This window comes from Psychrobacter sp. CX16, from assembly GCF_057396245.1.
This window is the reverse complement of sequence record NZ_JBXYJF010000026.1, coordinates 1-16,392: the sequence shown is the minus strand read 5'-3', so window position 1 is coordinate 16,392 and position 16,392 is coordinate 1. Positions and strand designations below refer to the sequence as shown.

At 39.5% G+C, this 16,392-nt stretch carries 8 protein-coding genes and 2 pseudogenes; 6 read left to right on the top strand and 4 right to left on the bottom strand.

Annotated elements, in window-relative coordinates; translation table 11 throughout:
• Nucleotides 1-337: 337 nt before the first annotated feature.
• A complete protein-coding gene (gene dnaE, locus AC2SLM_RS09895; protein WP_486553584.1) occupies nt 338-3,976 on the bottom strand; it encodes a DNA polymerase III subunit alpha in 3,639 nt (1,212 codons plus the stop codon).
• A 220-nt stretch (nt 3,977-4,196) separates the two neighbouring features.
• Here dnaE and AC2SLM_RS09890 point away from each other — a divergent pair, with 220 nt between their 5' ends.
• From AC2SLM_RS09890 to AC2SLM_RS09875, 4 genes are all read left to right on the top strand, one after another.
• Nucleotides 4,197-5,339 carry a M14 family metallopeptidase gene (locus AC2SLM_RS09890; RefSeq protein WP_486553582.1) on the top strand — a complete coding sequence of 381 codons (1,143 nt, stop codon included), beginning with the start codon at nt 4,197-4,199 and terminating at the stop codon, nt 5,337-5,339.
• A 152-nt stretch (nt 5,340-5,491) separates the two neighbouring features.
• Nucleotides 5,492-5,722: a hypothetical protein gene (locus AC2SLM_RS09885; RefSeq protein WP_486553580.1), complete on the top strand. Its 231-nt coding sequence runs from the start codon at nt 5,492-5,494 to the stop codon at nt 5,720-5,722.
• 120 nt (nt 5,723-5,842) lie between these two features.
• Nucleotides 5,843-6,199, top strand: a complete 357-nt coding sequence (locus AC2SLM_RS09880) for a transposase domain-containing protein (RefSeq protein WP_486553578.1) — start codon at nt 5,843-5,845, stop codon at nt 6,197-6,199.
• Between the two features lie 6 nt (nt 6,200-6,205).
• Entirely contained in the window at nt 6,206-6,958 is a 753-nt protein-coding gene (locus AC2SLM_RS09875; protein ID WP_486553576.1) for an IS4 family transposase, read from the top strand.
• A 22-nt stretch (nt 6,959-6,980) separates the two neighbouring features.
• Here AC2SLM_RS09875 and AC2SLM_RS09870 read toward each other — a convergent pair.
• From AC2SLM_RS09870 to AC2SLM_RS09860, 3 genes and pseudogenes are all read right to left on the bottom strand, one after another.
• Nucleotides 6,981-7,202, bottom strand: a pseudogene (locus AC2SLM_RS09870) (transposase); the annotation flags it as partial.
• 644 nt (nt 7,203-7,846) lie between these two features.
• Nucleotides 7,847-9,967: a sensor histidine kinase gene (locus AC2SLM_RS09865; RefSeq protein WP_486553574.1), complete on the bottom strand. Its 2,121-nt coding sequence runs from the start codon at nt 9,965-9,967 to the stop codon at nt 7,847-7,849.
• Nucleotides 9,968-10,093: 126 nt separating this feature from the next.
• Nucleotides 10,094-10,885: pseudogene (locus AC2SLM_RS09860) on the bottom strand (IS982 family transposase); the annotation flags it as partial.
• Between the two features lie 393 nt (nt 10,886-11,278).
• Here AC2SLM_RS09860 and AC2SLM_RS09855 point away from each other — a divergent pair.
• Both AC2SLM_RS09855 and AC2SLM_RS09850 read left to right on the top strand, forming a co-directional pair.
• Nucleotides 11,279-12,217 (top strand): OmpA family protein, encoded by a 939-nt coding sequence (locus tag AC2SLM_RS09855; RefSeq protein WP_486553572.1) that lies wholly within the window; start codon nt 11,279-11,281, stop codon nt 12,215-12,217.
• 105 nt (nt 12,218-12,322) lie between these two features.
• A partial coding sequence (locus AC2SLM_RS09850; protein WP_486553570.1) for a Calx-beta domain-containing protein occupies nt 12,323-16,392 on the top strand: 4,070 nt, incomplete at its 3' end.

The following is a 16,392-nucleotide window of genomic DNA, read 5'->3' as shown; positions in this document are numbered from 1 at the left end:
ATTTATATTTTGCTTCCAGATACCTCTAAACAAGTATAAATACTGAGATTTTTTCAATTATTAGCCACTTGAGCCTGCTAACTTGTTGATATTAGAACAACAAAACTTAGGGTTGCAGAGATATAAATAACGCTAAAAATTGGCATACAAACGAGTAAAGAGAGTAGAAGGTAGTATAATTCCTCTAAATATTAGATAAGCGTGGCCTATAAAGGGTCATTATCTAAAAATAAGCGCAAAAAATACTTAAGCACTGAGTCAATGCTTAAGCAGGATATGGTTTAAGTAAGAGATTGGAGCCGATAGTAGCTGTTTTAGTCTTATCTTTGCTGTATAGCTAAGAATAATGGAAGTATAAGTTCTCATCAGGAACAATATTGCTTAGCTGCATTAAGTTGTCATCAGTAGGATACAAACGCCAGTCATCATTTAATGCCACATTTGCAATAGCAAACTCTGTATAGACATTTAACGCAATGGGTATACAGCCATCGTTCTGATAAGTAGAGGCGGCGGTCGGTGCTAGCATATTACCTGACTCATCATAGGCTACGCTATCATTATAGTAGGCATCTGCTGAGCCTTTAGCATCCATATCCTCTTCAAACGCAGGCGCAGATAGATTGGGTATGCTATCTAGCTGAGCCGGCTTAAGTAGCGGTTGTAGAGAATCGAGCAGCTGCGTGTCTTGGCTATGAATCTTAATACTGACTTTCTTCACCCAGCGCTGGCGGCATTCAAGGAGTGTATATGCGTTATCTAATCGAGCAAATAAGCGCCCATCACGGTCACGAATACCCCCTTTGATAACAATCACTTCATCAACTTTAAGCTTATCTTTGATTCGGTTAAAGCGCTCAGCATAGCAGCTGACCTCTAAACGGGCAGTACCGTCATCTAGGGTAATCACACAGCGGTTACCGAAGTTAGCGATATCCATAATCAAGCCAGCAAACATAGTGCTGCCGTTATAGCCGGTGTCTGATAAATTATCCAAACGCGCATTGGAGGTATAAACCGCGACCTCTTTACGATACTGATCGATAGGGTGACCGGTTAGATAAAGCCCTAAGGTGTCCTTTTCGGCTTTAAGACGGTGTTTGTCTCCCCAAATCAGCTCGCTTCCAGTCGGTAGAGGTGGTGCAGTAGTGGCATTATCGACTTCACTAAACAGATCCATCATGCCCATTTCATTATTCTGGCGCTCTTGCTCAGCAGCCTGCACAGCACTTGGTAGCTGTACCATTAGCGCACCGCGAATCTGATGACGCTGATCGGCGTCTAAATCAGGACGTAGCGTAATAGCAAAATCGTCAAAACAGCCAGATTTAATTAATGCCTCTAACGTACGCTTATTGACCTTTTTGATATCGACGCGGCGGCAAAAGTCATATAAATCGGTAAACTTACCGCCGCTACTGCGGGCTTGTACGATAGATTCAACCGCACCTTCACCAACGCCTTTAATTGCGCCTAGGCCATAAATAATATTGGTCGGACTATCAGCAACAAAATGCCATTCACTGCGGTTCACTGAAGGATTATCAACTGTTAAATCAAAGTTCTCACGGCAATCATTAATGAAGAACACCACGTTGTCGGTGTTGTTCATATCCGAGGTCAGAACCGCTGCCATAAACTCAGCAGGGTAGTAATATTTTAAATAGGCGGTTTGATAAGCGAGTACGCCATAAGCTGCCGAGTGTGATTTGTTAAACCCGTAACCAGCGAACTTCTCCATTAAGTCAAATACACCGCCGGATATCACGGGGTCGATGCCTTGATTTGTGGCTCCGGTTACAAAGATATCGCGCTGTTTGGCCATCTCTTCCGGCTTTTTCTTACCCATTGCACGGCGTAGCATATCAGCACCGCCTAAGCTGTAGCCTGCCATGACCTGTGAGATTTGCATTACCTGTTCTTGGTAGACAATAACGCCGTTGGTATTCTCTAAAATAGGCTCTAAGTTCGGATGATCGTAGACCACTTCCTCACGGCCATGTTTGCGGTCAATGTACATCTCTACCATGCCAGCATCTAATGGGCCGGGACGATATAACGCACACATAGCAATAACATCTTCAATATTGGTGGGCTGAAGCTTAGCAAGGTACTTTTTCATACCCGAGCTTTCTAACTGGAATACCGCTGTGGTCTTAGCATCCTGCAACAATTTATAGGCGTTTTTATCATCAAGCGGCAAATCTTCAAGCTCTAAAGCTGGCTTATTTTCACGGGCACGTCGTTCATTGATGTTCTTCACTGCCGCATTAATAACAGTCAAGTTACGTAGGCCTAAGAAGTCAAACTTAACCAGACCAACGGCCTCAACATCGTCTTTATCGTATTGACTGACACGGTGACCTTCTTCATCACAATAAATGGCACTAAAATCGGTAATTTTGTTAGGTGCAATGAGTACACCACCGGCATGTTTACCGACGTTACGGGTGATACCCTCAAGCTTAATCGCCATCTCCCAAATCTCATTGGCATCTTCATAATCCATATTATCTGGATTAGACAGTAAGTCTTTGAGTTGTGGCTCTTCTAATACCGCATCTTGTAATGAAATACCCGGTGTCTTTGGAATAAGCTTCGATATCTTATCCGCTAGACCGTATGACTTACTTTGCACGCGTGCCACGTCACGCACCACCGCTTTTGCAGCCATGGTACCAAAGGTAATAATCTGCGATACCGCTTCACGTCCATATTGACTGGCCACATATTCAATCACGCGGTCACGGCCTTCAATACAGAAGTCGATATCAAAATCGGGCATGGACACACGTTCAGGGTTTAAAAAGCGCTCAAACAGTAAGTCGTAATGCAGCGGGTCTAAATCGGTAATATTTAATGCATAAGCCACAAGTGAGCCGGCGCCCGAACCACGACCTGGGCCTACTGGCACGCCATTGGCCTTGGCCCAGCGGATAAAGTCCATAACGATTAAGAAGTAGCCGGGGAATCCCATCTCCAAGATGATATTTAGCTCATGGTTTAAGCGCTCGTCATAAGGCTTACGAATCTCTGGCCAAGTGTCATCGCGCTCCTCAACAGGATAAAGCTTATCTAAACGCGCATCCAAGCCGCGCTCCGACTCTCCGCGGAAGAAGGTTTCAATCGTCTCGCCTTCAGGTATGGGGAATTCTGGCAATACATTAATACCCAAAGTCAGGGTCACATTACAGCGCTGTGCAAGGCTAATGGTGTTAGCAATAACTTGCGGAATATCAGCAAACAAAGCTTCCATCTGCTGCTGTGTTTTCAAGTATTGCTGGTTTGAATAATTGCGTGGGCGATTAGGGTCCGCTAATACATAAGAGGTAGCAATACACACACGCGCTTCGTGGGCATCAAAATCTTCTTCATTTAAAAAACGCACATCATTATGGGCAACAATTGGAATGCCATGCTTGCCACCAACAGTAATGGCTTGATAAATAAAGGCATCTTCGCCAGGGCGATTGGTACGCTTAATGGCAAAGTATAAACGGTCGCCAAATGCGTCTTGATAGTCAGTAATCAGCTGATCCGCACGTTCTGGGTTAGAACCTGTTAAAGCTTGACCGACATCGGATTTTTCGGTGAATAAAACAATCACGCCCGCGCTATTTGCTAACAAATGCTCTTTGCTAACAATGGGCGTGCCTCTATTTTCAGGGTTCATTCGACCTTCGGTAAAGCCTAATGAGACAATACGGGTAATACTCTGATAACCCTCATTATTCATCGCCAGCAGCATTAAGCGTGTGTTCTCATCATCCAGAATAATCTCAGCGCCAATAATAGGCTTGATACCGGCATCTAGGCAGGCACGGTAAAACTTAACGGTGGCATACAAATTGGATAAATCTGTCAGTGCCAGCGCCATCTGTCCGTCAGCGGCGGCAGCCTTGACCATAGGTTTGATACGGATAATAGAATCCGTAATAGAAAATTCGCTGTGAATACCAAGATGTACAAACGCCATAAACGACCTGATTAACTAATTAAGATAGAGATGAGACTGTGGAGCTACGCTGTGTAGAGTATAGCGCTAGAAAGATGCGGATTATTTGTATTAAACAAGCCAAAAAGTAAGAGGGTAACTATAGCATTTTTAGCCATATTGAGCCATAGTCAAGCGAGGTGTTACACTTTATGATGTTACCCCATATGTATAAAAAATAATTTAAATTTATTAAGGAAATATGATGCATATCACCGCTAATTTTGATGCTGGTAATATCGAAGTTATCAGTTTAGAAGATAAAAAAGACATTCAGTTAAAAATCCGTCCCGATTTTGGCGATGAGTTTTTTCAGTGGTTTAACTTTCGACTGACTGGTGATGTTGGCGAGCAATATGTGCTTAATATTTTGAATGCTGGTGAGTCCTCGTATGTAGAAGGTTGGGAGGATTATCAAGCGGTTGCTTCCTACGACCGTGATTATTGGTTCCGTCTGCCCACCACTTATCAAGGTGGCAAGCTTAGCATCGAGGTTGAGCTTGATTATGACTCTATTCAGATTGCCTACTTTGCGCCGTATAGCTATGAGCGTCATCAAGATTTGTTGGCCGCCGTGCAAACGCATCCATTGGTGACCTTAGAGCACTTGGGTGAGACGCTTGATAAACGTGATTTGACCTTAGTAAAAGTCAGCGATGACAGTACTGAAAATCAAGAAAATAAACGTAATATTTGGATAATTGCTCGCCAGCATCCGGGTGAGACCATGGCAGAGTGGTTGATAGAGGGTCTGCTATATAGTTTATTAGAAAGTGACAATACTACTGCCAAATTATTGTTACATAAAGCCAACTTCTATATTGTACCCAATATGAATCCAGATGGCAGCGTGCGCGGACATCTACGAACCAATGCCGTCGGTGCTAACTTAAACCGTGAATGGCAAGCTCCGAGTCTAGAGAGAAGCCCTGAGGTGTATCATGTCATTAATAAAATGGAGAAGACAGGTGTCGATCTGTTTTATGATGTGCATGGTGATGAGGCGCTGCCTTATGTATTCTTAGCTGGCTCGCAAGGCACGCCAAGTTACGATAGCCGACTGGCACAACTGCGTGAGAAGTTCTCTGATGTATTGAAACTGGCCAGCGCCGACTTTCAGACTGAATACGGTTATGAGATTGATGCACCCGGTGAGGCCAATATGACGGTAGCCACTAACTGGGTGGCTGAGCGCTTTGACTGTCTGGCCAATACGTTAGAGATGCCATTTAAAGACAATGCTAATGCGCCTAATGCAGAGACAGGCTGGTCGCCTGAGCGTTCAATGAAATTGGGTGAGGCATCATTAGTGGCGATGCTTGCTATGGTAGATGAGCTGCGCTAGTTTATTAGCTTGAGTCATTCATAAAATATTAAAGCCCTCTATGCTTAGATTGGAGGGCTTTTTCGCTGCAATAAATCAAATAAGCCATGATGATTGTGCTCAACCTTAATTATTATTAACGAGTAATCAGATTTGAAGATAAAGGAGCTACTATGACACACCAAGACCTTAACATCGGGGAATCTAAATTTGAAGGATTTAATGATAAACATGGCATAATGATTTGTGGTTATGAATGGGGCATTAGTAAAGAAGACCAAAAACAGTTTGAATTAGGGAATGAATTAAAGTCTAAGGAAGGTGTCGAAGATAGACAAATCATTCAAAAAGAATCCAGTCATACTAGGTTTAAAGTAAGTTTCCAGAAGTTTGAAAACTTTTAAGAAGAGTAACTCAATTATATTGAAAAAGCCTTCCAATCTTGGGTAATGCCAGTCAGTTAAGGCAAAACCCGAAGAAAAGTAATAAAATAGCTCATCTATAACTAGATGGGCTATTTAGCTATGAGATTACAAGAAACCATATATGAGACCCACAAAAGAATACCTGAAACCCTAGACCAATTTGCAGAAATTATCGACCCTAAATGGATACAACAAGCCTTAGAACACACGGGCAAAGCCAGTATTAGAAGGCGCAAACTACCTGCCGAACACGTCGTATGGTTAGTTATCGGTACAGCCTTATATCGTAATAGTCTAATATGGTATGTTACCGAACAAATGAGGCTTAACCTAGATGGACAGGTCTGTGTACCAAATGCTGTCTTACAAGCCAGACAAAGACTAGGACACGAGCCATTAAAGCAACTATTCTATCAACTAAGCCATCACTACCAAGCCCAAAGTATAGAGCGCTAAGACTTTATGGGACTTAGCGTACACGTCGTAGATGGTGTTGTATACTCGCTACCTTACACAGATGAGAACCTTAACTACTTTGGCTCAAGTAAAGGCAGAACCAAGAATACGCCGTATCCACAAGTTCGCTCAGTATGTCTGATCAACACCGACACACATGCAATTATAGATACGACAATCACACACATGAGTCACGGAGAGACCACCTTAGCGCATGAGTTAAACATACAAAACAACAGCATTACCTTATTCGATAGAGCAGACTTACTCATCAAGTGGCAACACGCTCATCAAAACAGTCATTGGTTAATGCGAGCTAAGGATACTCTACGCTATAGTGTTAAGGAGACGTTTAGTAAAGGCGACTACTTGACTGAGATGCCTGTATCTCTTCAAGCAGAGAAGAAAAATCTAGGTCTACCAGAAACTTGGCAAGCTCGTTTAATTGAGTTTAGTTATGAAGGTAAGGTGAGACGCTACATTACCTCCCTAATAGACAGTAAACGCTTTGCCAAAGATAAGCTTGCCCTGCTTTATTTGGAGCGTTGGGAGATTGAGATGGCGTATCGGGAGGTTAAGCCTGATTTACAAGAGGGGTTATTGTTAAGAAGTAAGTTACCTGAGTTGGTATTGCAAGAGTTTTGGGGACTTATGATTGCTTATAATTTACTGAGACGATTAATGGGTTATATGGCAGTTAGTGCAAATGTGAGTCCATTGCGTATTAGTTTTCATGTGGCGTCTATAGCTTTTTTATGATCTCTTCCTGCATTTGCACTTTGAGGCTTAAATCAGCAAACATCTGTTTAAGCCTACGGTTTTCTTCTTCAAGCTCTTTTAATCGCTTAACATCAGAGACTTCCATACCACCGTACTTGGAACGCCATTTATAGAAAGTCGAGCTAGCAATCCTGTATTTACGGCACAGCTCTTTAGCAGGTATTCCAGCTTCTGCTTCTTTTAATATCGATACGATTTGGGTCTCAGTCATTCGTTTGCTCATATCAAAACTCCTTATGGGTATTTTATAGGAAATTCTACGATTGAGCTGTGTTATTTTAGGGGATAGTTACAGTCTGAATGCACATTTCAGCTAACAGAAACATAAGATATATGGTATATAGCATCATAGAAGAACATGACATTAAATATAGACGTCACAAACGTTTTAAAGTGACGACTGACTCAGACCATAACAAGCGAGTCTATCCTATTTTGCTTAAACATCAGTTAGGCGTTAATCGTCCTAATTGTGCTGCGGTAAGTGATATTACCTACATTTGGACAGATGAGGGTTAGCTTTATTTAGCATGCGTATAAGAGTCTTATACCGAAGAATAGGTAGGCTACGTTATGGACAAACACATTACCGCTGATTTAGCCTATCCGGCTCTAAATGAAGCAATCAAAGATAAAAGACCTAGCCGAGGACTTACTTTTAATTAAGATCAAGACTTGCATTATTAAAGCGATGATTATCGTAAAATCATCATTTCACGGCTTTAGAGGCTTTATGAGTGCTCAAGGTAACTGTTACGATAATACACCAATAGATAGCTTCATGGGCGTTTTAAACAATTAGCTGATAATTTTCATCATTATTAAACTCAATTTGAAGCGATTACCAGTATCAACCAACATATCGAATCAAATAGTAGCTGCTATTTTATGTAGCATCATTTTTAAAGTCTCAGGATCTATGGGTTTATGCAGAATTCTTATCCGTTTATTGAGTTCAGTATTGACAAGTTCTGGTGATGTATCACCTGTGAGCACCAAAAACTCTATCGTTAATGAAATTTGGTTTTGAATAGCATTTATAACATCTTCACCTGTTTCATTATCCGCCAGCCTAAAATCTGTAATAACAATATTAGGCTGTTCGGTACTAGCGAGGAGTAATGCCTCATTTACATCGTAAGCGGTTACGACCTTACAGCCCCATGAGCTAAGTAGTAACTGCATTGAGGTTAGGACACACTTTTCATCATCAACCACTAATATCGTTAGGTGAGAAAATGAATTGCTATTCATACAACTAGTTTCTAAATTTTCTGAATATAATTCATCTATAATAGGCAAATCTACATAGAACTCTGATCCACGATTAAGGTCTGACTTTACATTGATACTGGTGCCTAAAAGGGTAGCCATACCTTGTGCGATAGATAACCCTAACCCTAATCCTTGATTCTTCTTATTATTTCTTTCTAATTGGTGAAAAGAGATGAAAATCTGCTCTATTTCATCTGTCGTCATACCGCTTCCAGTATCCCAAACACTGACTCTACATAATTTTTGATGTATAACACTATTGTTGTTAGGTATTTCACGGACACCAATAAGAACGCCACCTTTACTGGTGTAACGAAGGGCGTTGCTTAAGAAATTTCTTAATATTGAAGAGAGCATCGATGGGTCTGTTCTGACTTTAATATCAGTAGTGCGATAGCGCAAGGTAAGCTTTTTAGACTGAGCCTGCATACTAAACTCATCAATGAGACTTTTAATAATATGGTTGAGTTCTGTTGTGACAATGTTTGGTTTCATTGTTCCAGATTCTAGATGAGCATGGTCTAATATGCTATTGAGCATATCTCTGCTAGATTTACTTGCAGTACTGGCGTATTCGACTATTTTAGCTTGATGTTCAGTAAGTTCAGTATTGGATAATGTTTCAATAAAGAGACTTAAAGCTTGCACAGGTTGTCGTAAGTCATGACTAGCAGTAGCTAGGAATTGGGTTTTAGCAATACTAGCTTGCTCAACTTGTTTAGTTTTAGATCTAAGCTGCTCCACTAATTTCTTATTTTCCATATACACTAGGATGGTCTTTAGAGTATATAACCAAGTGTGTCTTGAAAAAATAATAGTAAACACTAGGAGCAATAATATTGCTAAAGCCAGAACTATAAGTCTTGGTTCGTTTAGAAAAAATAATGTAAAAATCCACGCTAACATGCTTGGCAACGCTAGCATAATATATATACGCCAAAAAATTCCTACACTTGAAATAGCACCACCAAGTATCCCAAAATGAATTCCAAGCATAGTAATGACTTGAGTAGAATCTTGTATGTTTGTCAAGACAACTTTGCATATCGCTAATGCCCAAAGGCTACCTACTGTAAAAGTACATATAAGAAGCAGCCTATAGGTAAAGTAATTAATCAGGTATTTATTATTGCTTTCAGTATCGTCAGTCGTTAGAGTCTTTTCCTCATCTGATAGTGTATATATACCCGATTGAGAGTCGACTACTAAACTATTTAATCTATTTATAGACTTAATTTTACACCAGCTGTACCAGCATAAATATAGAGCAATACATTGAAAAAAAATGAAAATAAAGTTTAGAAAGAGTTCGATAGTGAGTTGTGAGTACTTATACCATAAAACTATAAAAGCTACGCTACTTATTGATCCTAAAAAAATTAAAAGAGCGCTATAACTGATAAAAAACATCTTGATACGTTTTAAAGTACAATAGCTAGGGTATTTATTTATTTTATACCACCAGTTCCATGAAAATAATAATGACGAAACAAGATAGGTAATCCAGAAAATATTAATTATTTTTTGTCCAAATTTTAAATCTAACGTAAAATACATCATTATAAAAAATAGGATGGATGGTATGATTGCTCCTAAGAAAGCAAATGGAATGTGTTGATTTAATAGATTAAGTTGTTCAGTGAGAATCTTTTGACTTTTCTCTGGCTGTTTAATTAAGGCGTGTAGCGCATCTATGTCATCGATTATCCTCATATATCTCCTTATCTATGAATACAACCGATTCTCATAGCAAAAACTCAAATATGAATAAGAATTGGGAAGTGAGTTGAATTATTTGAAAGAGTTAAACTTATAATACATCTATCTATAACCCTACTGTCAACACTTTAATAGCAAATCTAACTGCAAAGGTGGGTTACCAAGTTGTTTATTTATTAAAAAACAGAAGTTATGAGCCAGTATCTTACGAGTAAGACGATGGGATAAATGCCACAAATCCTGGGCTCTAACCTTCTGAATATTAAAGTGCTCAGTTAACTGACCAATCACCGTCTCAATATTACGCCGACAACGCATCAATCGGTTAACAGCAGACTTAGGTCTATCATCTTTCATATTGCTTCTAAACGGCGTTTGAAAATCAATACCAATAGAAGCAAAGTACTGCTTTAGTTTAGGGCGAATATACCCTTTATCTGCTCCTAATAAGCCTTGAACATTATACGTAATCTCTGGTGCAACCTCACGCTCATCAATACAGGCTGAAGCAAAGGCAAACCCTTTAATCATGCCGGACATATTGATAAGCAAGTGACCCGTAACACCATAGTATTTCTCTTGTTTTGATGCACAGTAACTAAAAGAGGCATCTACTTTAAACGTCTTATGTCTGTAAGCACGAGCATATTTGCATACGGGTATCGGAAAACCATCGATAAAGTGTATATCGTCAATTTGTGTCAGACTGACTTTCTGTTGTATATGCTGTTTAACCATCCATAAATTAGCACACTGTTTGGCAAAGTTACGATAAGACCCTAAAGTCGGAAACCAAGATAACCAATGATGTTTAAAGTACTGCCATATTTGTTTGTCTTGATCCATTCCAAGAAACTCTCCGACAAGCTCCATGCATATAATCTCGGTGTCATTTAGTTTAGGAGCATAACCTCCTTAATAAAGTTTAGCTAATTATTTTTAGTCTTTTTTTTAGTTGATGGTAGTTACAAGTATAGTGTATTTATTATACCTCGAATAACCTTAATTGATTTGAGCCCCTAACTTTATATGATTTAGGGGCATTTTTTTGTCTAGGGTTTTATATAGGGGGCCTATTGTCTAAATTACTTAGATATTAGTATGTTTATACTATTAATTCTGAGTTAACAAAGTAGTAATATTTAGAGGCAATGAATTATTAGATGTTTTATGTATTACTAAAATCTCATCCAGCTACTAAGTTTTTTTTGATAACAGTAAATTAAAAGGATTCTTAATTGGATATATTTTTGACATCTTATAAAGAATTTGAATTTTATTGAAAGAAATAATAAGGAGTTATCAATGAAGCTATCAATAGTAAAGCTAAATTGTATTTTATTTGTAGTTTTATTAATTAGTAGCTGTGCTAGCACATCAGATGAGATGATAAAAGTCAAAAATGTAGCATGGTACCCAGATAAAATAGTAAATATCGATAGCCTTTTAGCAAAAGATGTTCCAGATAAGTTTACGAGATTAGTTTTTTATAGAGCTATGGATGATGACGATTCTATGACAGGGGCTAATATCTCAATTAATGATGATTATCAAGTGAGCTTACATCCTGGAAATTTTACGATTGTTTATTCATGCGTAGGTGACAACAGAATCAGTAGCAACGTTACTGAAAAGAAAACGAACGATTTACTCTTAAATCATAGGGTTTATGATCTGAAAGGAAATGAAACCTATTATTTCGAGGTTGACGTTGATGATGGTAATAGACGTTCAAAAGTGACGCAAGTTTCGAGAGAAAACGCTGTTCCTAATTTAACAAATATGGCATATCAAAGCCACCAAATCAGTAAGGTCATTCCTCACTGCATTCCTCGCCCAATAGTTGTCGTAAACACAAACCCTCCTGTTGTAGAAGAGAAACCTCCTGTTTTAGAAGAAAAATTATCAATAAATTTACAGGTTCTTTTTGATAATGATAAATCTATCATTAAACCTCAGTATTTTAGTGAAATAGACAAAGCAGCTGAATTAATGCAGAAATATTCAGACACCACGATTGTCATTGAAGGACATACCGACAGTAATGCTAGTCATCAGTATAACCAGAGATTATCCGAGCGACGTGCAAATGCCATTAAGCAATTATTTATAAATAGATATGACATTGATAGAAACCGAATTCAAGCCATTGGGTATGGTGAATCAAGACCTATAGCGACAAATGCAACTGAAGAGGGTAGACAGTTGAATCGTAGAGTGGTTGCTGTAATCGATCAAAAATAACTACTAACTACTTCAGCATACTCGCTTTTGAGGTTAGTTAGTTTTTAGTACAAGTTAGACATTAGAAACAATATAAATTTTATACACAATAGATTAGGAAAAATAATGAAAAATATAATTGTAAAAATCACCGATACTACTGGCAGTGTAGTTGAACAGCACCTTTCTAATGATGGACCTACTATCATAGATGCGGTAAACAATGCGAATTATGAATTCTTTGATAGCGCCAAAGGATATGGTCCAGACCATATTATAACAACTCGTGTTGATAATGATTTAAAAATAGCTTTTGATCGTACAGGCAAAGCTGATGATCTAATTATTAAAGATTTTTATACTTTAGATGCAAGTGAAAATCAAAGTGCATTATTAGGTATATCTAAAGAAGGTGACCCATACTACTATATTCCTGATACTGCACAAAAAGAAGATTTTGTCACTCAGCTCCAAGACGGGGCTTCTCAAGGTAACGCACTTGGCGGTGAATACTATAATTCACCGTGGTGGATGGGCGCAATTCCTTTAATAGGTTTAGGTTTGACAACAGCTGGTTTGGCGGCATTAGGTTCGGATGATTCAGATTCAAGAGACTCCGGTGTTCCTGATTCTTCTAAAGCTATTGAACCACCAACGGTTGTCATTACTGAAGATGCGAATAATGATGGCATTATTTCAGCTACCGAGCTTGATGGAACCGTTGGTGTGTTAATAACTGTTTCACCAGATACTAATATTGATGATTTTTTAATCATCACAAATCCCGATGGAACAGTTCAGCAAGTTACTATTACTCAAGACATTATAGATGATGGATTGGTTCTAGAATATCCTGCGCCTGATAATGGAGGAACTATTGATGTTTCTGCATTCATCGCTGATCAGTTTGAAAATGCTTCAGATTCGAATAGTGATGAAGCAATAGTTAAGGTTCCCGCTGTGGTTTCAATAGCTGGAGATACAAGCGTTGATGAAAATAGTGGACTTGCGATATATACAATCACATTAGATAAAGCTTCTGATACAGATACAGTAATCACTTATGAAGTGGTTAATCAAACCACAGACAGTAATGACTTTACAGGAAGCACGACAGCTACAGTAATTATTCCAGCGGGTGAAACAAGTATTGATATTGAAATCGGTATTAATAATGATGATATTTACGAAGGATCTGAAGAATTTAACGTGATCATTACTGAGGTCACAGGTGGTGCTGTATTAAGCAGTAAAAGTACAGTTAATACAACCATTATTGATAATGAAACAATGCCAACAATAAGTGTTGATAGTGTTCTCGTTAATGAAGGCGATGCTACTGCCACATTTACGGTGTCATTATCAACTTCTTTGGCGTCTGATAGTGTCACCGTTGATTACACAACCGCTGATGGTACGGCATTAGACGGTAGTGATTACACGGCTGTATCTGGTAGCTTAACTTTTCTTCCAGGTGAAACAACTAAAACGATTACGGTTGCTATCTTAGATGACAATATAGCTGAAATAGCCGAAACTTTTGATGTCGTTTTATCTAATCCAGTAAATGCTACTATTTTAAATAACGGTGTTGGTACGATTGAAGACGAAGTAGGTCCTGAGGATATAGTCATTGTGTCAATCTCTGACAATGTTGATACGATATTAGAAGGTGATACGGCAAGCCTTCCTATTAATTTAACTGATGAAAACGGTAATCCTCAAGTTGCTATAACAGATGTCACAGTTACGGTTGAATATACAGGAACAGCGACTAATGGTGATGATTATAGCGGTAGCTTAACAGTTACCATTTCGGCAGGTTCAAGTACTGCGAATTTAGATATTGAATCTCTAACGGATAATCTTGATGAACCCCTAGAAGATGTAGTTATTACCTTAACAGAGGTTACAGGTGGTGGATTTGAAGGTATAGAGATAGGTGAGGATAATACGGCAGATTTATACATTGAGGATACTAATGAGGCTGCTACATTAAGCATTGATAGTGTCACCGTTGATGAAGATGCTGGAGTAGCAACGTTCACGGTTACGTTAACAGGGGCGACCCCATCAGGCGATGTGACTTGTGATTACACAACCGCTGATGGTACGGCATTAGACGGTAGTGATTACACGGCTGTATCTGGTAGCTTAACTTTTTTGCCAGGTGAAACAACTAAAACGATCACGGTTGCTATCTTAGATGACAATATAGCTGAAATAGCCGAAACCTTTGATGTCGTTTTATCCAATCCAGTAAATGCTACTATTTTAAATAACGGTGTCGGTACGATTACTGATGAATGTCACACTGACCTTGATTCTGCATTAGTTTCCATAGTTGATAATGTTGACTCTGTTTATGAAGGTGATTTAGCAACTTTCACAGTGGAACTGCGCGATGTTAATGGTAATTTAAATACTGCTATATCTGATGTTGTTGTAGATATTCATTATAGTGGCGTTGCTATTGACGGAACGGATTTCATAGGTGTGGCAAGTGTCACAATACCTGCTAATAGCTCGAGTGTAGACTTTGATATAGCGACTTTAGATGATTATTTAGATGAAGGCTCTGAAGTTGTTAACATTGAATTAGCTCATGTTACAGGTGGTGGTTTTGAAGCAATCTCAATTGATCCTAATCATGCGACAGCGGATATGGATATTGTTGACGAGTGCTGTGAACTAGACACTGTTTATGTCTCAATCCTTGATTACATGACCGATATTGTAGAAGGCGCTAACGGTATTTTTCCAATTGAGCTACGTGATCAAGACGGTAATTTAATAAATGCTGTAACCGATACGACAGTCAATATTAGCTATACTGGTGTTGCTATAGATGGTACTGATTTTACAGGTATAGCCAGTGTGGTCATTCCTGCTGGCAGTCAAGGTACCAATCTTATTTTAGAGACCCTTGATGATAATCTTGCGGAAGGTTCAGAGATTGTAAATATTGAGCTTTCAAGCGTTTCTGGTGGCGGTTTTGAGGCCATTGAGGTCGATGCTACCAAAAATCTAGCAGATATGAACATCGTTGATGAATATCTTGGAGATAGTGTTTATGTTTCTATCCTTGATTTTACAACAGATGTTATTGAAGGAGCTAATGCATTATTTCCGATACAACTACGCGATGCAGATGGCAATCTAGTCAATGCAGTATCCGATATTTTAGTAGAAATTGCCTATACTGGTGTTGCTATAGACGGTAGTGACTTTACAGGTATTGCTACTGTTGTTATTCCCGCGGGTAATCAAAGTACTAATCTTATTTTAGAGACTATTGATGATAACCTTGCAGAAGGATCGGAAATTGTAAATATTGAATTGACCGGAGTATCAGGCGGTGGTTATGAAGCCATAGCAGTTGATACTACTCAAAATACAGCGGATATGAATATCGTTGATGAAAGAGATGATTCTGATACGGTTTTAGTTTCGATCTACGATGATATTGACGCTGTTAACGAAGGTGAAACAGCCAGCTTCCAAATCATCTTAAAAGATGAAGATGGTAATCCACAAACCGCGGCAAGCGATGTGACCGTTGATGTGACCTACTCAGGTGTGGCACAAAATGGTACTGACTTTACCGGTGTGGTGCAAGTCACCATTCCCGCAGGCGCAAGCGCAACCAGTCTTGATCTTGCCACGCTTGTCGACAACCTTGTTGAGGGCGATGAGCTGGTGAACATCAGTATCAGTAACGCCCAAGGCGGCGGCTTTGAGGGCATCAGTGTCGATAGCACTGCCAATACGGCAGATATGATTATCACCGATAGCGATAGCGCTACCCTGACTGTCAGTGCAGCTCAAGTTGTTGAGGGCGGTAACCTTGTGCATACCGTCGCTATCAGTACCCCAAGCGCCGCGGCTGAGACGTACAGCTTTAGTCTCACCCCAGGTGCCACGAATCCGGCCACTGAAGGCGATGACTATACCAACAGTCCTATATTTAGTGATGGCGTCACTTATGATGCCAGTACCGGTGAGATTACGGTTCCAGCAGGCATTACCAGCTTTACGGTTACGTATCCCACTATAGATGACAGCTACGCCGATAGCGGCGAGACCACCACCGTTACTGTAGGTAGCGCCTCAAACATCGGTACTATCTTAGATGAAGATGGCAGCGATGATGACAACCTACCAGACCCTGTCACCGTGTCTATCACCGATAGCGT

Excerpts from the sequence above, each read along its gene's own strand:
- AC2SLM_RS09880 (WP_486553578.1), top strand. The coding sequence starts at position 5,843 with ATGAGATTACAAGAAACCATATATGAGACCCACAAAAGAATACCTGAA.
- AC2SLM_RS09875 (WP_486553576.1), top strand. The coding sequence starts at position 6,206 with ATGGGACTTAGCGTACACGTCGTAGATGGTGTTGTATACTCGCTACCT.
- AC2SLM_RS09865 (WP_486553574.1), bottom strand. The coding sequence starts at position 9,967 with ATGAGGATAATCGATGACATAGATGCGCTACACGCCTTAATTAAACAG.
- AC2SLM_RS09885 (WP_486553580.1), top strand. The coding sequence starts at position 5,492 with ATGACACACCAAGACCTTAACATCGGGGAATCTAAATTTGAAGGATTT.
- AC2SLM_RS09855 (WP_486553572.1), top strand. The coding sequence starts at position 11,279 with ATGAAGCTATCAATAGTAAAGCTAAATTGTATTTTATTTGTAGTTTTA.
- AC2SLM_RS09890 (WP_486553582.1), top strand. The coding sequence starts at position 4,197 with ATGATGCATATCACCGCTAATTTTGATGCTGGTAATATCGAAGTTATC.
- dnaE (WP_486553584.1), bottom strand. The coding sequence starts at position 3,976 with ATGGCGTTTGTACATCTTGGTATTCACAGCGAATTTTCTATTACGGAT.